General features: G+C 59.5%; 16 protein-coding genes. 9 read left to right on the forward strand and 7 right to left on the reverse strand.

What is annotated here, in order from left to right:
- Nucleotides 1-29 precede the first annotated feature (29 nt).
- The 9 genes from flgA (at nucleotide 30) to fliW (ending at nucleotide 9,246) form a co-directional block, all read left to right on the forward strand.
- Entirely contained in the window at nucleotides 30-1,013 is a 984-nt protein-coding gene (gene flgA, locus DESLA_RS19925; protein WP_051434582.1) for a flagellar basal body P-ring formation chaperone FlgA, read from the forward strand.
- Between the two features lie 71 nt (nucleotides 1,014-1,084).
- Entirely contained in the window at nucleotides 1,085-1,825 is a 741-nt protein-coding gene (locus tag DESLA_RS0110225; RefSeq protein WP_245590040.1) for a flagellar basal body L-ring protein FlgH, read from the forward strand.
- A gap of 185 nt (nucleotides 1,826-2,010) precedes the next feature.
- On the forward strand, nucleotides 2,011-3,132 hold the full coding sequence (locus tag DESLA_RS0110230; RefSeq protein WP_028572369.1) for a flagellar basal body P-ring protein FlgI: 1,122 nt from the start codon (nucleotides 2,011-2,013) through the stop codon (nucleotides 3,130-3,132).
- On the forward strand, nucleotides 3,133-4,335 hold the full coding sequence (locus DESLA_RS21770) for a peptidoglycan DD-metalloendopeptidase family protein (RefSeq protein ID WP_051434583.1): 1,203 nt from the start codon (nucleotides 3,133-3,135) through the stop codon (nucleotides 4,333-4,335).
- Between the two features lie 68 nt (nucleotides 4,336-4,403).
- A complete protein-coding gene (locus DESLA_RS0110240; RefSeq protein ID WP_028572370.1) occupies nucleotides 4,404-4,883 on the forward strand; it encodes a flagellar protein FlgN in 480 nt (159 codons plus the stop codon).
- Nucleotides 4,884-4,892: 9 nt separating this feature from the next.
- Nucleotides 4,893-6,992 carry a flagellar hook-associated protein FlgK gene (flgK, locus tag DESLA_RS0110245; RefSeq protein ID WP_028572371.1) on the forward strand — a complete coding sequence of 700 codons (2,100 nt, stop codon included), beginning with the start codon at nucleotides 4,893-4,895 and terminating at the stop codon, nucleotides 6,990-6,992.
- 28 nt (nucleotides 6,993-7,020) lie between these two features.
- Nucleotides 7,021-8,526 (forward strand): flagellar hook-associated protein FlgL, encoded by a 1,506-nt coding sequence (gene flgL / locus DESLA_RS0110250; protein WP_028572372.1) that lies wholly within the window; start codon nucleotides 7,021-7,023, stop codon nucleotides 8,524-8,526.
- A gap of 25 nt (nucleotides 8,527-8,551) precedes the next feature.
- Nucleotides 8,552-8,791 (forward strand): carbon storage regulator CsrA, encoded by a 240-nt coding sequence (gene csrA / locus DESLA_RS0110255; RefSeq protein WP_028572373.1) that lies wholly within the window; start codon nucleotides 8,552-8,554, stop codon nucleotides 8,789-8,791.
- Complete coding sequence (gene fliW / locus DESLA_RS19935; protein WP_035261682.1) at nucleotides 8,767-9,246, forward strand: flagellar assembly protein FliW; 480 nt, start codon at nucleotides 8,767-8,769, stop codon at nucleotides 9,244-9,246. The genes csrA and fliW overlap by 25 nt, the downstream gene beginning before the upstream one ends.
- Nucleotides 9,247-9,256: 10 nt before the next feature.
- On the opposite strand, the gene flgM is transcribed toward fliW, so the two are convergent.
- The 7 genes from flgM to treS form a co-directional block, all read right to left on the reverse strand.
- Nucleotides 9,257-9,562 (reverse strand): flagellar biosynthesis anti-sigma factor FlgM, encoded by a 306-nt coding sequence (flgM, locus tag DESLA_RS19940; RefSeq protein ID WP_051434585.1) that lies wholly within the window; start codon nucleotides 9,560-9,562, stop codon nucleotides 9,257-9,259.
- A 77-nt stretch (nucleotides 9,563-9,639) separates the two neighbouring features.
- The gene (locus tag DESLA_RS0110270) at nucleotides 9,640-10,056 is read right to left on the reverse strand and encodes a DVU0524 family FlgM-associated protein (RefSeq protein ID WP_028572374.1); all 417 of its coding nucleotides are present in this window, start codon (nucleotides 10,054-10,056) and stop codon (nucleotides 9,640-9,642) included.
- A 97-nt stretch (nucleotides 10,057-10,153) separates the two neighbouring features.
- Nucleotides 10,154-11,296, reverse strand: a complete 1,143-nt coding sequence (locus DESLA_RS0110275; protein ID WP_035263007.1) for a L,D-transpeptidase family protein — start codon at nucleotides 11,294-11,296, stop codon at nucleotides 10,154-10,156.
- A gap of 255 nt (nucleotides 11,297-11,551) precedes the next feature.
- A complete protein-coding gene (locus DESLA_RS0110280; RefSeq protein ID WP_028572376.1) occupies nucleotides 11,552-12,874 on the reverse strand; it encodes a L,D-transpeptidase Cds6 family protein in 1,323 nt (440 codons plus the stop codon).
- The gene (malQ, locus tag DESLA_RS0110285; protein WP_245590041.1) at nucleotides 12,874-14,394 is read right to left on the reverse strand and encodes a 4-alpha-glucanotransferase; all 1,521 of its coding nucleotides are present in this window, start codon (nucleotides 14,392-14,394) and stop codon (nucleotides 12,874-12,876) included. The genes DESLA_RS0110280 and malQ overlap by 1 nt, the downstream gene beginning before the upstream one ends.
- A 4-nt stretch (nucleotides 14,395-14,398) precedes the next feature.
- Complete coding sequence (gene glgB, locus DESLA_RS19945; RefSeq protein WP_084032013.1) at nucleotides 14,399-16,405, reverse strand: 1,4-alpha-glucan branching protein GlgB; 2,007 nt, start codon at nucleotides 16,403-16,405, stop codon at nucleotides 14,399-14,401.
- Nucleotides 16,402-19,734, reverse strand: coding sequence for a maltose alpha-D-glucosyltransferase (gene treS / locus DESLA_RS0110295; protein WP_028572378.1), 3,333 nt, complete (start codon nucleotides 19,732-19,734; stop codon nucleotides 16,402-16,404). The genes glgB and treS overlap by 4 nt, the downstream gene beginning before the upstream one ends.
- Between the last annotated feature and the right edge of the window lie 198 nt (nucleotides 19,735-19,932).

A 19,932-nucleotide genomic window follows, 5' to 3' on the forward strand; every position in this document is an offset into this window, starting at 1 on the left:
GGGAAGGTAAACAGATGAGAAGGCAGGCCATGCAAACTTCTCTCACTCGTCTCTTTCTGGCTCTTGTGCTCTTGACTGCGGCCGGCCTGAGCGTCCTTGCCGAACCCAGCGCGGCCCAGCGCGGCTACTGGCATTACATGATCCAGCCCGTGGCCGCGGTCCAGGGCGAGGTGGTCCGGTTCGGGGACATCGCCGTGCCGTTGACGGATCATGGCCGCGCCCAATGGACGAACCTCGCCGACCGGCCCATGTGGCCCGCTCCGGACAGCGGCAAAACCATGACCTTCTCCCAGGACCGACTGGCCGGAATGCTTCGGCAGTACGTCGGTCACGCCGCCGCCTCCACGCGCATTCCCGGCCAGGTCGTGATCCAGGGTGGGGGGCAGGTGGTGCTGGAGGAAGAGCTGCGGTCCCGCGTCGTCACTTTTTTGACCCCAAAAGTCCGCCAACTGGGAGAAGAAATCACCGTTCGCGACTTTCGCCTTCCGAGCCATATTTTTCTGCCCCACATCCAGGACACCCTGGAGCTGGAACTGGCCGCGGACCCGCAACCCGGACGCAACAGTCTGCGCTTTTTGGTCCGCTCCGTGGACGAGCGAATCACCCGCCGTCTCACCGGCACGGTCTTTCTGGACGTCTGGCAAACCGTGCCCACGGCAGGTCGCCCGTTGAACCGGGGAAATCCGCTGGCCCTGGACGACGTCACCTTTCAGCGCAAGAACCTGGCCTATTTGCGGGAACAGGTCTGGGACGGGACCGGCGGACCATGGCAGATTCGCTCCCCGGTGGGCATGGACCAGGTCATCTACCTGTCCGCCCTGGACCCCTTGCCCGCCGTACGCCGCGGAGAAGTGATCACGCTGGTCTATGAGGGCGAGCTGGTCCGGTTGCAGATCCAGGTCCAGGCGCTCCAGGACGGAGCCATTGGGGAAACCATCACGGTGCGGAATTTGCAGAACAACAATGAAGTCCTGGCCCGGATCCGAGATCACGAAACCGTGATGGTCAGGTAAGCCGATGCGTGACCGTGCGACGCTCCCGAGCCGAAGAACCGACCAAAGCAAGCAAACACGAGGATAATGCGATGACCGACAAAATACTCTCCATACGCCCAGCCGTAGCCGTGCTCATGCCCCTGGCAATGCTCCTCGGGCTGAGCGGGTTTGCCTGCGCCCCGGCCAGCACTCAAAGCATGCCGAGCCCGATCCTGACCCAAACCGTGGACTACCCCCAACCGGCCGAACTCAATCCCGGTTCGCTGTTCAACCCGGCCAGCGCGGAGCTGCTCTTCGCGGACAATCGGGCCAGGCGGGTGGGAGACATCGTCCGGATCAAGGTCGTGGAGGAAAGCAAGGCCACGAACAAGGCCACCACGGACACGTCCAGAGAGTCCGACATCGGCATGGGCATTGAGCACCTTTTGGACCAGCGGCTGATCAACGCGGGACTGCCGGTCTTGGGCATTGAGCGAGGCCAGTTTGGAGAAACTCCGCTGATCAGCGCCAGGACCTCCAACTCGTTCAAAGGCGACGGGGAAACCAAACGGGAATCCACCATCACGGCCACGGTCGGCGCACGGGTGGTCAAGACGCTTCCCAACGGCCTGATGCAGGTGGAGGGCGCCCGGGAAACCCGAGTGAACAACGAAACCCAGATCGTCGTGGTTCGGGGGCTGGTCCGGTCCACGGACATTGATCCGGACAACACCATCCTCTCCACCCACATGGCCGACGCGACCATCGAATTCTACGGCATGGGTGTTCTGGCGGACAAACAACGGCCCGGATGGCTGACCCGGATCCTGGACAATGTCTGGCCGTTTTAAGGAAAAGTATACGAAATCAGTATTTAATCGTTGTCGAAATCGCAATCGAAATCGAACTAAAATATTGATTTCAACGCATTGAAATGTCTTTTTGCAACATCGATTTCGATCACGATTTCGACCTGATCCCGATACGTGCGAGCAGGACAAGACCTTTGCCCCGGCGGCAATCCGGAGGAAATAGTATGTGGAAGAGGTATTTCAAGGCTTCAGCCGTGCTGGTTCTCGCCATGGGCTTCTTGTTCGCGCTGATGGGAACGAATCCGGCCCAGGCCAGCGTCCGGATCAAGGACATCGCCACCGTGGCCGGCGACCGCAGCAACCAATTGGTGGGTTACGGCCTAGTTGTCGGTCTGTCGGGTACCGGCGACCGCCGAGGCGCGGAGTTCACCATCCAGTCCATGTCCAACATGCTGGAACGGATGGGGGTGCGGGTGGATCGCTCCAGGTTGCGGGTGCGTAACGTGGCCGCGGTGATGGTCACCACCCAAATGCCGGTTTCGTCCCGGGCCGGTTCCAGCCTGGACGTGTCCGTGTCCTCGGTGGGCGACGCCACCAGTCTTCTGGGCGGCGTCCTGCTGATGACCCCGCTGCGCGGCGTGGACGGCCAGACCTACGCCCTGGCCCAGGGCCCCTTGCTCCTGGGCGGATTCAGCGCCGGCGGCGACGCGGCCCAGGCCCAGAAAAACATCACCACCGTGGGTCTGATCCCCAACGGAGCCACGGTGGAACGCTCCGTTCCCTTCCAGTTCAACCAACAGGACAACGTGGTCCTGCATCTTCAGACCAAAGACTTTTCCACCGCGGTCCAGGTTGTGGACCGGATCAACGCCAACTTCGGCACCCCTTTGGCCCGGGCCATGGATGTCTCCACCATCGAAGTGGACGTCCCGGACATGTACCAGGGCAATCTGGTTCCCTTCATCGCGGCCCTGGAGGGTCTGCCCATCACCCCGGACTCACGGGCCCGGGTCGTGGTGGATGAGAAGACCGGCACCGTGGTCGTGGGCCAGAACGTCCGTTTGTCCAAAGTCGCCGTGGCCCACGGGAATCTGCATATCGTCGTGGCCGAACGCCCGGAAGTGGTCCAGCCTCAACCCTTCTCCCTGGGTCAGACCGCCGTGGTCCCCCGCACCGAACTGGGCATTCGCGAGGAAGACCGCCGCCTGACTCTCCTTGAAGGGGCCACGCTGCAAGACCTGGTCAACGGCCTCAACGCCATCGGCGCGACGCCCCGCGACCTGATCTCCATCCTGCGCACCCTGAAGTCCGCCGGAGCGCTGCACGCGGACGTGGAGGTGATCTAAATGATCGGCCTGCCGGATACGAACACCCTGCTGCTCGGTCACGGGCAGAACGATGTTCACCGGCGTTTCGACGCGCTCCGGGGACTGCGCTCCGGTGAATCGACCGAAGATTCCCAACGGACCTCCCAAAAAGGCGACCCGCAAGACGCGGCGACCGCCAAGCACGAGAGCAAACTGCGGGAGGCCAGCCAGGACTTCGAGGCCATGTTTCTGCATCAGTTGATCAAGCAGATGCGGGCCACGGTCCCCCACCATGACCCCCTGCGAGGCAAAGGCGAGGAGTTCTGGCAGTCCCATTTCGACATGGAAATGGCCTCGGTTCTGGCCCGAAGCGGGGGGATGGGTCTCGGCGACATGATCTTCGAGCAGCTCCGACAGACCCAGGTCCAGGCCACCAAGGACAGCGACCCGGTGGGCAAGCCCATGCCCTTGACCATCCTTGCCCCGCCCCAAAAACCAACTTTGGCCGCCGACGCAACCGCCTCGGAAACCGATCCGGAACCCTCCCTGTCCGCGACCTATCCCCAGGTGGCTTCACTCCAGGGGCCGTTCGCGGCTCCCGAAGCCACGGGTCGACCCCAAGGCTCTTCCTTTGACGCCGTAAGCATTCCCGGGACCACCAGCACCATGAATATGGTTCGCTCCCTGGCCCGGTCCATTGAGGAACGCGGCGGGGTGGTTCCGGAACATCCTGGGTCCGTAAACGGTCCGAGCCGAACCGGGTCCGTCGACGGCCCGAGCCTGACCGGGAACATCGATTCGCCCTCTCCGATCCTGCCCCCCATGCACTGGCCCCTTGAAGGCCGGGTCAGCTCCGGGTTCGGCTGGCGTCAGGACCCGTTCACCGGGGAGCAAGCCTGGCACTCCGGCGTGGACATGGCCGCCTCCAAGGGGACGCCCATCGGCGCGGCCTGGGACGGTCGGGTGGTCTTCGTGGGTCAACGCGGCGGCTACGGAAATATGGTGGTTCTGGAGCATGCCGGAGGATGGCGCTCTTACTACGCCCACAACGACCGGAACACGGTCAAGGTTGGAGACAAAATCCAGGCTGGGCAGCAGATCGCCACGGTGGGCTCCACCGGTCGCTCCACCGGCCCCCACCTGCATTTCGAAGTCCGCCAGGGCACCACGGCCTGGAATCCGAAACAAATCCAGGACCGCCTGGAAGCCGGATTGCACATCGGTAAGCAGGACTCGGCCTAGTTTTTGAATATGTCGACAGTATGCCGGACACCCCGGAAAAATTTGCATCCAACCCCGCGAGGTCGATCATGTCCCGAGCCATACTGCAAAATCTGCATCGTCAAAAACAAGCGCTTTTTCTCCTGTCCCACCTCCTGGACGAGGAGTTCCAACACCTGAGCAAGAGCGATCCCCAAGCCGTAGCCTCGGTGGAATTTTCCATTCAGGAACTGCTGCGCCAGATCGCCGAGGAACGCCGGGGACTCAAGAGCGCCATCCACCAGATCGACCCCGCCCTGCCGGGCATTCGCGACCTACCGTTGATTCTGGATGAGTCCACCCGAGACCAGGTCCGGGACACCCTTCGTCAAATCGACGTTCAGGAACAGGACTGCGCCCGGAAAGCCGCCCAGAACGCCGTGATCACCCGCGGCCTGATGGACCAGAACCAGGCCCTCCTGGATTACCTGACCAACGAAATCCGGCCCAAAAACGGACACACCTACTCCCAACGCGGCAGATGGCTGCACCCCGGCGACACGGGTGCCCTGCTCAAAGGCAGACTGTAGGATATTCCCATGACCGTCGGCGTAAACTCCCTCCTGAACACCGGCAAGGGCGCGCTCCTGGCCTTCCAGTCCGCCATTCACGTCACCGGCGAGAACATCGCCAACGTGAATACTCCGGGTTACAGTCGGCGCTCCGTCCGTCTGGAGGAAAACCCGAGCATCGATTATCGCCCAGGGCAAATCGGAACGGGCGTGACCGCCAAGGAAGTCATCCGCCATTACGACTACTTTATTGAGCGCCAGTACCTGGACAAGTCCTCCACCATGCACCGCTGGGATTCCCTGCACACGAACCTGCGTCAGGTGGAACTGCTGTTCAATGAGTCCATCGGCGACGGCCTGAACGACGTGATGGCCAAGTTCTGGGCGGACTGGCAGAACGTCTCCCTGCGCCCGGACGACATGGCCTCTCGTGGCCAGCTCACCAGCACGGCTCAAAACATGACCCAGATCATCAATCAGTTGGAACGCGATCTGGGTCTATTTCAGCGCCAGATGGACGACTTCATCCGTCAGGACGTGAACCGGGCCAATGAATTGCTCCGGGAAATCGCCGAAATCAACAGCAGGATCACGGTCCACGACATCCCCGGACAGAACAACGCCAACGCCCTCCTGGACAAACGCGACTCCATGGTCCGCGAACTCGCCGGCCTCCTGGACATCCAGACCCAGGACAAGGGCAACGGCGAATTCTTCGTCATGACCACGGCGGGTCATACGCTGGTGGACGGGCAGAATTTCTTTGCGTTGAAGTTTGAGGGGGCGCAAGCATTTCAATCTCTTGCGGCAGGTTCAACGAGTAGTATTAATTTTTCTGGTACATCAGAACGGGAGTACCTTGTCGAAGTGCTGACGGATGGTCACGCAAATGGCAGTTTGCCTGGGGCGGCGACCTATCGGGTGTCATTGGATGGCGGTGTCACTTGGCTCAAGGATGACAATGGAGGTCAACGCGAGTTCATCACCCAGTTGCAAGATAACAAGGTAACGATCGAAGGTCTTGATATCTGGTTTGATGCCGGAAATTTAACCGCGGGGGACAAGTTCACCATCGTGCCCAAAAGCGGGCTGTATTGGTACGAAAATACGTCTTCAAAAATGAACATCACTCCCCAGATCCATTTTAACGGGGAGGACAACCGCCGAAGAATCACCGGCGGCTCTCTGACCGGCTATTTCAACTTCCGAGACGACTATATCGGCAACTTCCGGGAAAAACTGGACTCGCTCGCCTCGACCATGGCCTGGGAAGTAAACCGGATTCATAGCCAAGGGGCGGGGCTTGAAAAATTTGGCCAAGTTCTGGGAACGTATGGTGTTGCTGATAACGACGAGCCACTGAGCAGTTTGTCTTCTGGTTTGTTCTATGGGGATAAGTTGCAAGACGGAAGCTTGACGATTTGGGTATTTGGTTCTGGAAGTTCAGGTACTGCCTACAACATCGATTTTTCATCCATCAACCCTCCAGGCCTGACGAATTTTGATCCAACACAGCATACTCTTCAGGATGTCCAAAGTGCCATTAACAACAGCTTGACAGGAACTGGCGTAAATGCATCAATTGTCGATAATCGCTTACAGCTTACGGCTGCTACCCCCCCCGGCAACACTTTTGCCTTCGGCTCCGACTCCACCGGCCTCCTGGCGGCCTTGGGCATTAACACGTTCTTCGACGGTACGGACGCGCGCGGCTTAAGCATAAACCAGGATGTTTTCAACAATCTTTCGCTGATCAATGTCGGGCACGTCAATGGAGCCGGCGAAATCAACACCGGGGACAATGAAACGGCCAAGGCCGTCGCGGCCCTTCAATACGAAAAAGTCAATTTCAGAACAAGCTTCCAGGGAAAAACCTCGCAAACCCTGCAAAGCTTTTACGGTTCCCTGGTCGGCGACGTCGGGGCGGCCACGAGCAACGCCAATTTCAACCATAGTTTCAACAAGGCCCTGGCCGACGATCTGCGAAACCGCCAGGAAGAAATTTCCGGCGTGAACCTGGACGAGGAAATGAGCAGCCTGATCAAGTTCCAACATTCCTACAGCGCCGCAGCCAAGCTCATTTCCACGGCGGACCAGATGTTTCAGACCATCTTGGCCATGAAATAGGCGCAACGTCGGCAAGGAGCGACTCCCCATGCGTGTCAGCCATCGAAATATCTACGCAAACGTCCTCAGTTACATGAACCGGTCGCTTTCGGGCTTGGTCGAGTTGAACCTGCAGGCATCCAGCCAGAAAAAGATCAACCGACCCTCGGATGACCCCATCGGCATGTCCCGTGTGCTCTCCTACCGGGATTCCATGGCCTCCATGGCCCAGTATCGGAAGAACATCGATACGGCCCAGGGCTGGAACGGCCTGGCCGACGAAAACCTGATTCAGGTCAACGTGGTCATTAGCCGACTCAAGGAGCTTGCCCAACAAGCCGCGACGGGCACGTTGTCGGGGGACAATCGGGAACAGATCTCCTTTGAGGCCCGCCAGCTTTACAGCCAGCTGATCACCCTTTCCAACGCATCATATGAAGGCAAATACATCTACTCCGGCCATAAAACCGACACGCTGGCGTTTCGGGAGGCTTTGTTCGCTCAGAGCAATGATGGCAGTATCGCATCAAATCACATTCGCGAAATCGCTGGTGGATCAACCTCAACAGTTCTGGTGCAATTCCTTGATGACGGAACAGTTGGAGCAGCCGATCTCGATTACCGATACTCCAAAGATGGCGGGAAAACTTGGCTTGAAGGCACCCTCCCTCAGTCTGTAGCCCCAGGTGACGCAGTTGTGATGGATCTTGGCGGTGTCCAGGTGACGTTAACCCCCGGCTCTGTGGTGACGGGCACGGCCCCAGACAATCCGAACGACACCAACGGCACTTGGCTGTGGGTCCGGCCGACCGCCGTTTACCAGGGAGATGACGAAAACAGCATCGCGGTGGAACACTTCGGCCCCACGGCAACGGCAGACCTTGATCCTGAGGCAACCGGTGTTTTCAAGAAAAACGTCAATGTCCGGGTTGACTCCGTTGCCGGTGGCAACGTCAATTATTCCTACAGCACGGACGGCGGACGCAGTTGGGTGGAGGGGAATACGGCTCCTGCGAACGGTAGCCCATCCCTCCCGGTTCCCGGTGGTTTTCTGAACCTTGACGACGATCCGACTGGAGGCGACCAATTCGTCATCCGCCCCAACCGTGCCTTGATGCATGTCGAAATATCCCAGAACGAAACCATCCAGATCAACAACATCGGCATGGATGTCTTCGGCGGGCTGTACAACGGTCAGCCGGTGGAGCTGCGCGGCAAGATGTCCAGCAATCTTTTTGAAACCGTCGGGAAACTGGTTGGATATCTGGAGACGAACACCCAGCAGGGTGCTCAGGAAGCCCTGGACGATCTGACCGACGTACAGAGTCACATCTCCACCTATCTGGCCGGAGTGGGAGCGCGGCGGAATCGGTTGGATATCACGGACAACATTTTGTACGGATTGCAGTTGAATGCATCCGAGCGCAAAAGCAGCATCGAAGACGTGGACGTGGCCGAGTTGATGACCCAGATGCACATGCAACAGATCACCTACGAAGCCGTGTTGAAATCCTCCACCACCATCATGCGCATGAGCCTGGTCAACATGATGTAACCACCATGGCACGGATCAACGAACCATGCTTATTTTGACCCGAAAAGCGGGGGAAAGCCTGTACCTGGGCGACGACATCAAGGTCACCGTGCTCAGGGTCCAGGGCAATCAGGTCAAGCTGGGGTTCGACATCCCCAGGGATCTGACCGTGCATCGGGAGGAGGTCTATTTGCGGATCAAGGAAGAAAATCTGATGGCCGCGCGGGCCACGGAGCAAGACTTTTTCATGGCGACGGAATTATGGTCCAGAAAAAAGAAAGAGTAATTCATTCCCGGGTCGGGCCGCTGCATGTAGAGCAGGATCGCCTGATCCTGTTCCCGAAGGGGTTGGTGGGTTTTGAAGCGCAACGGGATTTCGCCCTGGTCCGATTGCGGGAGGACTCGGCCTTCTTTTTGTTGCAGAGCTGTACGGATCCGCAACTGGGCTTGATGGTCGCCGACCCCTACGTGTACGTGCCGGATTACCGGATCAAGATCAGCACGGTGGAGCAAGAACTGTTGCGGTTGAGGAACATTCGCGAGGCCGTGGTCCTGGTCACGGTGACCATCCCGCCGGGCAAGCCGGAAGACGCGATCTTGAACCTGGTCGGCCCCTTGGTCATCAACATTCGCCTCCGCCGGGGGATGCAGGTCCCGCAGAACCAGTTGCGGCACCCTCCGAGGCTGCATCTGGCCGGCGGCGGTCAAACAGGCGAAGGACCGCCATGCGAACCTTCATAAGCGTCAGGCGTCAAACCGACCGTTCCCAGAGGCCGCTTTCCTGTTCCACCAGTTTTTCGGCGGTCCTGCGACTGTTCATCTCGTAGGTATTGGTCTCCACCTGATGCCTGAGCTGCTCGACCCGCTCCGTGCGCACCCCGGAACCGGCTTGGGCAGCGGTCATCGCGGCGCGTAGGGTCTGGGCACCGGCGGAGAGGGTGACCCGGTCGCTCTGCTGAGTCGAGGCTCCCGAAGCAGGCCCGCCACGGGTTGGCTTGTTGCCGACATCCCGATTTTCCGCGGGACGAAAGGTATCAATGAGATTTTTGATTTGCATTTTTTGCCTCCTTGCTCTCTAACCGTATATCGGCAAAATCCTGTCGGACTTTAGGCGCGGGCATCGGTCAGGGCCCACTACAGCATCGTCTCGCTGACTTTGTCCAGGGTAATGCGCCAGAAGCGTTCAAGAATAGTGGTTTTTTCCTCACCGGTGACCTCGACCCGTTCTTCACCGTTCTTGCGCAGAATCTGCATTTCGGGCTCCAGAGGAAGATACCGAAACTCCATGTCAAAGCCGAACTCCCGTTGCAGATCCCGTTTGATGTCCAGGACTACGGGATTGTTGCTCCCGGAGACCATCAGGCTGTCCATGATCTCGGTGGCGATCTTCTCCACCAACTGCTTGCGACGGGCATCCTGGGACAAATTGATCACGTCCCCCGGCGAAGCCCGCTGGAGCAGCATGCGATATCGCGCCATTCGCCGCCCCTGGTCCAGGTGCTGGTCGTAGACGCGAAGCATGTTTTGAACTTGGAACGGCCGAATGGTCACAATGGATTACTCCTCATGACTCTTATCGGCGGACTTCTGAAAAACTTTATATCTAGAAGCACCTGAAATATTTTGAATTGCGAAACTCAATCCCTGCTCAGTACGTTCCTTCGTAGATGATGCGCCACTGGCCGTCGGCTTCGTGCCTCCAAAACTGACGTTTGCGGGAAGAGGACTGAAAATTATCGCTCCAATAATCCTGGAAAAAAGTGGCCACCATGACTCCAGGAGCTTCAGGGTATTCAAAGAGGTTGACGTTGGTCAGATGGACCCGAATTTCGCTTTTTCCGGCGTTGACCCTCCGCTTGTGTCGCGCCCAGGCGGCATGGTTCTGGGACCCGCTTCGAAAATCCCGTGAGTAATGCGTCAAATAAGCGTCGGTATTCAGACTTTCCCAATCTGAACGCCACGCTTCCAGCATGTCCAGCATTTCCTCGCGGGTCATGTCCAAGTCCCCCGGATCAGCCCAGGACACTCGCCGGGCGATGACCACGGGGACATTACCGTGCTTGAGCAACGGAGCCAGGGCTTCCAGGTCCTTGTTGTGCATGGTCACGCACCCGTCGCTGTCCTGGGGCGGACGACTGAACGTCCCAGTGGGATTTCCGTGCAGCCAAATTCCGTGCCCGGTCTTACCCAATCGACGGTCCAGCGGATTGGGATAATCCAGAGTGAAGGCCCCCCAGCCATACAAATTGGGAAGACGGCTTCCTGGAATATGCTCCTGAATGAAATACACGCCCAAAGGCGTCCGTCGGTCGCCTTCCCGGTGCTTCTCCGGGCCCTCCTTGCCTCCGGACACGTAATAGTCGTCCACAATGCGCAACCCGTCGCCTATATTCGCCAAGACGTACATCCGGGACAGTTCCAGATCCACGACCAAGGCGTACGGCTCGCTCTCACCCAGGGCGACCAGGTTGGACGGCAACAGCGCGCCGTTATTCGGCCGTTGCTGGTAGTACAGCCATCGCCGACGGACTTCATCCGCCAGCCCGGCCAGTTCCTCGTCAGGAACAACCCCCGCTCCGAGCCCGCGCAACGCCCCGGCCCGAGCCGCCAAAACATCGGCATAGACCAGTTGGGCCAGACGGAAGTCCGGATTGTCCCGAATCAGGTCCTCCAGCAGGACCTGGGCCTGGTCCAGGCGCTCACGCTGCACGTTCTCCAAGGCGTTGAGCAGAAACACCTCTGGTTCTCGGGTAATGCTCAACCCATGCCCCTTGGCCAGAAGTTCCTCCACGTTCGCCTCGGCCGGCCGACTTGGAAGGAATAGCAAGCAACAGGTCAGAGCCAGGAGCGCAACCCCGAGGGAAACGACTCGGCGTGCAAGCTCATGAACGACGAAGGCGGATCCTTGCAAGGCCATGGTTTCTTATCCGTAAGTGAAGGTTTAACATGAGCAGTCTGTGCCTTGGAGAGCAAACTCACGCGAAGCCGCGAAGAATGATTACATCTCTCCTTCGCGTGAGATACTTTACCGTACTACCTCACGATATCATGATCGCGGCAGCAGGCGCTCCCTGGTGATCCGCCACTGGCCGCCTTCCTTGCGCAATTGCAATTCCTTGGACACCTCATCGTTGATCACGTTGGATCGGTAGCGTTGGGCAAAGCGAACCTGAGCCGCGTTCTCGTCCAGAATGGTGACGACGATATTGGAAAGGGTCACATTGATAAAGGGCGGAGCAGCCACCCGTGTCCGGCGCTGTTCTCGCCATTGCGCCAGACTGAGCCCGCGTTCGGGCTGAAAATTTCCGCTGTAAAAAGACAGGTATGCTTCTACGTTCTGGCTCGCCCAGGCATTAGCCCAGTTCAGCACCACGTCGGTGATGGCCGCCTTGACGGTATCGGGGCTGGGACGCGGCGCGGGGGCTTCAGAGGCCGGTGGCGCGGGAGGGGTTACGGACGGAGGAGCTGGGGCCGTCGGAGCCGGGACGGGTTCAGGTGCCGGAACGATCACCTGCTCCGGAGTCGCCGGCCGGGGTGCGACGGGTTCGGGAGCCGGTTCGACAACAGGTTCGCTGACCGGCTCAGGTACGGGCTCAAGTACAGGCTCAGTGCTCGGCTCGGGAGCCTCAGGGACAACGAATTCGGCTGCCGACGCAGGGCTGGACTGTGGACTGGTGGTCGGCGTGATTTCCGGGGTGGCTTCTGGTGCGGCTTCCGACGCGGCTTTTGGCGCGGCCGCGATTGGCTCCGGGGAAGGTCCAGGGGCCGCCGGAGAGGGGAGAAGTGGTGGAGACTCCACCACTGATGCGGGACCATGAGGGGCGACTGAGGCCACGTAAAGGGTCGCCGCGGGCAGCGGCATGTCCGGGGTACCGGACAGTTCTTCCAACGGGTCGAGACGCACGAGAATCCTTTCGTCGTCCTTGCCCAGGACCCGGCGGTACGCGCTGCTGGCCATGGCCGAATAAATCCGGCTCAGATTTTGATGAGCCGTGGCATAGCTGGGATGCGTCTCCAGGGCCCGTTGCAGGGTGTCCTTGGCCTCCTCGAACCGCCCCGCGGCCGCCAGCAGACCAGCCAAATTGTTGTAGGGCTCGGGCAGTTCCGGATGACGTTCAATCAGATCGTGGTAGACCTCCATGGCTTCGGAGAACCGCCCCAGGCGTTCTAGAATGACACCTTTCAAAAACAATCCTTGAGTATCCTTAGGATGGCGTTGGAGGTGGCCCTGGATGGCCTGGTAGGCGTCGGCGACTCGCTCTTCGGCAAAAAATTCCTGGGCCGTTTCCAGACCGGAAGGAGCCGAGAACAGGGGAGTGGCACTCCAAAACAGAACACATAACGCGGCCAGACAGGAAATATACTTCATCAGGATTCGGAGCCTCTTCCATACAAGGTCGTCATGTCCAGGAGCTTTTTGCGAACCCCGCCTTCCAAGTCGCTCAACACCTCCGGGGGCATCCGCCAGGACCAGTTGCCGTTGGCTACGCCGGGCACGTTCATTTTTGACGCTGCTCCCAAACCCAGAATGTCTTGCAGTGGAAAGATGGCCACGTCCGCCACGGACTGCATGCCCATGCGCACGAAGGCGGTGGCCACGATTTCCGAGGTACAGGAAGCGCCGAGATAGGCGTCCACACGGGCCAGGGTCTCCGCATCGGCCTCTTCCTCGAACCAACCGCGCACCGTGTTGTTGTCGTGGGTACCGGTATAGACGTAACAGTTTTGAACGTGGTTGTGCGGAGCATACGGATTCGTGGGCAGGTCCGGACCAAAGGCGAAGAGCAGGATCTTCATCCCCGGCAGCTTAAATTCCCGCATCACGTCGCGCACCGCGTCGTCGATGGTTCCCAAATCCTCGGCAATCAGCGGCAAAGGATCAAAGGCTTCGGCAAGGGTCCGGAAAAAAGCCTGGGCCGGAACCTCGGCCCACTGGCCGTGCATGGCGGTCTCGTGTCCGGCCGGAACCTCCCAGCAGGCCACGAAGCCCCGAAAATGGTCCAGACGAACCAAGTCGAACAACTCCACGTTGCGCCGGATGCGCCGCACCCACCAGGCGAAATCGCCCCGCTCCATCCGCTGCCAATCATAGACCGGATTGCCCCAGAGCTGACCGGTCTCGCTGAAGTAGTCCGGAGGCACCCCGGCCAGAACACGGGGCCGAAGCTGATCATCAAGCTTGAACAGCTCCGGATTGGCCCAGACGTCCACGCTGTCCTCGTTCACATAGATGGGCACGTCGCCGATCAGTTCCACGCATCTGTCGCGGCATGATGCCCGCAAGGCCCGCCACTGCTGAAAGAAAACGAACTGCTGGAAACAGATCAGGTCTATCTCGTTTTGAAGCGTGTTGCGGTAGCCGTCCAATGCCAAGGCATCTCGTCGCCGCGCATCCTCCGGCCATTCCGTCCAGGGGCGACCCTGGAAGTGGGCTTTCAAGGCTCGAAACAGAGCGAAATCCTCCAACCAGACACCCTGTTCGGCGCGAAATGCCGCAACGGCCCGTTGGATTTCGGGTCGCACGCCCGCATCGGCAAACGCCTTGGCCAGCAACACCTCCCGAATTTCACGGGCCGTGGCGTACTTGACCCGGTCCACGGGAATCTCGGCGATGTTTCGAAGATCGTCCGGGCGAAGCAAGCCGTCCCGGACCATGTCCTCCGGGCTGATCAGCAGAGGGTTTCCGGCAAAGGCCGAGTCGCTGCTGTAAGGAGAGTTGCCGTGCACCGGAGACGTGGGGTTCAAGGGCAGCATCTGCCAGTAGCGCTGTCCGGAGGCCGCCAGAAAGTCCGCGAAATTCCTGGCCTCCGGCCCCAAGTCGCCCACGCCGTACCGCGAAGGCAGAGACGTAACGTGCAGCAGGATGCCGCTGGATCGGTTTCGGATCATCTGGTCAGCTCAGCTTCTTGAGAAAAAAATCCACGGTGGGCGACTCCGGAATCTCGGCGTAAAGTTCGTTCCGGCACACCACGTCCCCGTCGTCGGGACCGTCGCTCTTGAAAAACACCACGCCCAGCGGCGGCAACGTCAAAGCCAAAGAGGAGTACTGGCCATGGCTGGGCAGGGGAGAGGCTTCCACGCCGCCCATGTTGCCCATGCCGCCGCCTCCGTATTCCTGAGCGTCGCTGTTCATGATCTCCCGCCAGAACCCGCCCCGAGGCACCCCGACCCGGTAGTTTTCCCGGGGCACCGGGGTGTAGTTGGCCACCACCAGGATCAGATCCTGGGTGCAGGCGCCTCGACGCAGGAAGCTGATCACGCTCTGATCCGCGTCGTTGCAATCCACCCAGGAAAACCCGTTCTGGTCGAAATCCAGTTCATACAAGGCCGGCTCGGCCCGGTAAAGATGATTCAAGTCCTGCACCCAACGCCGCAAGCCATCGTGTTCCGGTTGGTGCAGCAAATGCCACTGCAGGCTCTGCTCGTGGGCCCATTCGGACCACTGCCCGAATTCCGCGCCCATGAACAGCAGCTTCTTGCCGGGATGACCGAACATATACCCGAACAAAAGCCGCAGGTTGGCTCGTTTTTGCCAATCATCCCCAGGCATTTTGTTCAGCAGCGATCCCTTTCCATAGACCACTTCGTCGTGGGACATGGGCAGGATGAAGTTCTCGGCAAAGGAATACCAGATGCTGAAAGTCAGCTGGTTGTGATGGTGCCTGCGATGCACCGGGTCCAGAGACAAATAGTCCAGGGTATCGTGCATCCAGCCCATGTTCCACTTCATGCCGAACCCCAAGCCTCCAGCATCCGTGGGCCGGGAGACCATGGGCCAGGCCGTGGATTCCTCCGCAGCGGTCTGGGTATCCGGAAAGTTGGTGTACACGGCCTCGTTCAGGGCGCGCAAAAACTCGATGGCTTCGATGTTCTCCCGCCCGCCGTACCGGTTGGGAATCCATTCCCCGTTCTCACGGGAGTAGTCCAGGTAGAGCATGGAGGCCACGGCGTCCACCCGCAGCCCGTCAATATGATACTTGTCCAGCCAGAACAGGGCCGAACTGATCAGGAAGGAGCGCACTTCATTGCGACCGTAGTTGAAGATATAACTGTTCCAGTCCGGGTGGTAGCCCTGACGGGGGTCGGAATGTTCAAAAAGATGGGTGCCGTCGAAATAGGCCAGGCCGTGTCCGTCTCCGGGAAAATGCGAGGGCACCCAGTCCAGGATCACGCCGATTCCGTTCTGGTGGAGTTGGTCCACGAGGTACATGAAGTCCTGGGGCGGACCGAACCGGGAGGTCGGCGCGAAATACCCCAGGGTCTGGTAGCCCCAGGAGCCGTAGAAGGGATGCTCCATCACCGGCAGAAATTCCACGTGGGTGAAGCCCATCTCCCGGACGTACCCGGTCAACCGGGTGGCCAATTCGCGGTAGGTCAGATAACGGTTGGACTCCTCGGGCACCCGTTGCCAGGATCCCAGGTGGACCTCGTAGACGGATTGGGGCGCGTGCAGGGCGTTGCGCAGCCCGCGTTCACGCATCCACTGATCATCGTGCCACTGGTACTTCAAGTCCCAGACCACGGAGGACGTGTTCGGGGGAATCTCGGTGTGCCGGGCGAAGGGGTCGGCCCGGTCCGTGCTGTACAGATGATGCCGGGATCGAATGTGGTACTTGTAGAGCTGCCACGGATGGACATCCGGGATGAACCCCTCCCAGATGCCGGAGCCGTCCCAGCGTGGGTGCAGCACGTGGGCATCGTGATTCCAGTCGTTGAAGTCCCCGATCACGCTGACCCGCTCGGCATTGGGAGCCCATACCGCGAACAAGGCTCCCCAACGTCCGTCCACTTCCATAGGGTGGGAGCCGAGTTTGTCGTAAAGCCGGAAATGTCGGCCTTCCTTGAAGAGATAGCTATCCGTTTCCGTAAACAGGCTGACGCCGGGAATGACGTGGTTCATGTCGGCACCTCCATGAGGTTTTTCAAGCCCTTGAGCGGGAGATCCACCCAGTCCAGGCGATTGTTCAGTTCGTAGCCCAATTCGTAGACCGCCTTGTCCAGGACGAAGATCTCCAGCAGGCTTTTGATCTCTTCGTCCTTGTCCGGCAGAAAAACGTGTCCCCGGGCCAGTTCCAGGTAGCTTTTCAGGAACATCCCGGAAACCGCCGAAGACCAGGCGTCGATCCACGGGGCCAACACGGCCGCGTCGGTCTTGCGCAGGGAGATCTGGTCGCGCAGGACCATTTGGGCCAGATAATCGAACGAGCGCAACATCCCGGCCACGTCCCGCAGGGCCGAGCGCTTCAAACGTCGCTCACTCAAGGCCCGGGCCGGTTCGCCCTCAAAGTCGATGATCACGAAGTCCTTGCCGGTGTACAGGGCCTGGGCCAGGTGATAGTCCCCGTGAATCCGGATTTTTGAGGCTTGAATCTTATGCCGGTGAATGGTCCTGAACCGCTCCAGGACGGCCTTCTCCGTTTCCAGAACCTCACGGGCCAAAACGCTCTGCTCTTCATCAAGCCGCTTTAAATTCTTGCGCAGCAAGCCAAAGACCGTTTTCAGCTGATTCTGCAGGCTCTGAAACACCGAGCGTTGATACAGATAGGAAAACGGTTCCGGGGCGAAGGCCGGATCATCGGCCCGCGAGGCCAGGGCGATGTGCAGTTCCGCGGTACGCCGGCCCAGCAGAGCGGTCATTTCCAGATAGGGACCGATCAAATCGGTCACCGCTTCCGGAGTGCTGCCATGGGCCGCATCCCAGTACCCGCACGGACACTCAGGGGCCGCCGACTCTGCGCCTAGAGACAATACCGCCTCCACGTACCGTTCCAGAGCGTCCTGACTGTACTTCCAGGCGTCGCCATGGCTGGGAACGAACTGCTGAAGCACGCCCAAAACGGAATCCTCGTGCCCGTTTTGATGATACGTCAAAGATCCGACATACAGCGGAATATTTCGGAACGATGTCCGTTCCGTGAGAAACCGACACAACTCCAGCTCCGGCTGGGGCCCGCGCTCCAAGCGACGATAAATTTTGAGGATCAGTTCGGAGCCGTAGATCATGGAGGAATTGCTCTGCTCGGATCGAGACAGTTGCGGTTCCAAACGCAAAATGTCGCGCTGGCGCAAATCCCGACCAGGCCAGGCATGCAGTTCGCCCCGGCGGCCCCGAAGGTGTTGGCGTTTGCTCAGAAACTTGATTAATCGTTTGCCAAAATCCGGAGCGTACACGGCCTCGAACAGCACGCCCTGCTCTTCTCCCTGCCGGGTTGTCCTGACGATCCGGCTGAGCACGTGGGCCGTCTCTTCGGCCGCGATGTCCCGCGCGTTGTCGCCCCAGGCCATGGTCAAGGGCAGCACGTACCGTTCCTCCGACCCTTCCACGTAGTCCACGGTCAGAATCAGAATCAGGGACACCTGGTCCGAATTGTTGAACTCCAGGACGTCGTCGATGGCGACTTGCTGGATCGTACGCGCCTTGCCTCGGAACCAACGGCGCTTGGGCAAAAACCTGGGTAGGATGTCCTTTTCCAGGCGCTCCCCCACCTCGCCGTTCCAGATGTCCTGTTCCACGGAGCGGATGGTCAGCTGAGGCAGATCCCGGACCTCTCCGCCCAGGCCGGGCTGCTCGGCCCGGATCATCTGGAAGAAGTAGTAGCCGTAGGATCCCAGGGTCAGCGTATAGCCGCCCTCCCCGACCGGACGGAAGCGGTTGCGGCTGAAGACCTCCTCGGGAATCCAGTCCGCATAGCCACCCAGGTCCAGATCCACGGACTGACAATGCCGGGAAAGGTTGGCCACGACCAGGAGATGTTCGTCCTCATGGCGGCGTAAAAAAGCCAGGACCTTGGGATTTTCCGGGCGCAGAAACTCCATGTCCCCCCGCCCGAAGGCCCGGAAACGCTTGTACATGGAGATAAACCGCTTGTTCCACCACAGCAGCGAGGCTTGGTTCTGGGCCTGGGTCTCCACGTTGATGGCCTCGAAATGATACTCCGGGTCGATGACCACCGGCAGGTAGAGACGCTGCGGGTTGGCCCGGGAAAAGCCGGCGTTGCGGTCCGAACTCCACTGCATGGGCGTGCGCACCCCGTCCCGATCCCCCAAGTAGTAGTTGTCGCCCATGCCCAGCTCGTCTCCGTAATAGAGAACGACGGAGCCGGGCATGGCGAAGAGAATCGCGTTGAGCAGATTGATCTTCTTGCGGTCGTTCTCCAGCAGCGGAGCCAGTCGACGACGGATGCCCAGGTTGATCCGCGCCCGGGGATCACGGGCATACATCCGGTACATGTAGTCCCGCTCCTCGTCGGTAACCATTTCCAGGGTCAACTCGTCATGATTGCGCAGGAAAAAGGCCCATTGACAGTTGTCCGGGATGTCCGGGGTCTGCTCGAAAATATCGATGATCGGATGGGACTCCTCCATGTGCAGGGCCATGAACAGCCGGGGCATCAATGGGAAGTGGAAGGCCATCTGACAGGAATCGCCGTCGCCGAAATAGGCGCAGGCGTCCTCGGGCCACTGATTGGCCTCGGCCAGGAGCATCCGGTTCGGATACTTGGCGTCGATGTGCGCCCGCAGGTCCTTCAAATACTGATGCGTTTCAGGCAAATTCTCGCAGTTGGTCCCTTCGCGCTCGAACAGATAGGGCACGGCATCCAGCCGCATCCCGTCCACGCCCATCTTCAGCCAGTAGTCGATCACCCGGAACAGGGCCTTGCCCACCTGGGGGTTGTCGAAATTTAAGTCCGGCTGGTGAGAGTAGAAGCGGTGCCAGTAGTAGGATTTGGCCACCGGGTCCCAGGACCAGTTGGACGTCTCGAAATCCTTGAAGATGATCCGGGCGTCCTGGTACTTGTCCGGCGTATCGCTCCAGACGTAAAAATTGCGCCAAGAGGACCCGGGCGGAGCATTGCGTGCCCGCTGGAACCAGGGATGCTGATCCGAAGTGTGGTTAAGCACCAACTCGGTGATCACCCGCAGGCCACGCTTGTGCGCCTCGCGCAAAAAGACCTTGAAATCCTTGATGGTCCCGTACTGGGGGTGAACGCTGAAATAGTCGGCGATGTCGTAGCCGTCGTCGCGCAACGGAGAGGGATAAAAGGGCAGCAGCCAGATGGCCGTGATTCCCAAATCAGCCAGATAGTCCAGCTTCTGGGTCAATCCCGGCAAGTCGCCGATCCCGTCCGAGTTGCTGTCGAAAAACGCCTTGATGTGGACTTCGTAGATAATGGCGTCCTTATACCAGAGGGGATCGTCGACCAGTTTGGCCTGCTTGATTTGGGGCATGGGAAACCTCCGCGCGAATATGCCGGGAAGAATTAAAGAGGAAAACGAATCGTGACGAACCGGGAGATCACGACGTCGTCCATCAGCCGCGATTCTGGCTGTCAGACTCCATCATAAATACCGAAAAAGCATCCTCTTTTCCAGAAGAGATTCATCACACTGAAATCAATCAACTTTACGGCTGATCTTCGAAAAAAG

This window comes from Desulfonatronum lacustre DSM 10312, assembly GCF_000519265.1.
Lineage (GTDB): Bacteria > Desulfobacterota > Desulfovibrionia > Desulfovibrionales > Desulfonatronaceae > Desulfonatronum > Desulfonatronum lacustre.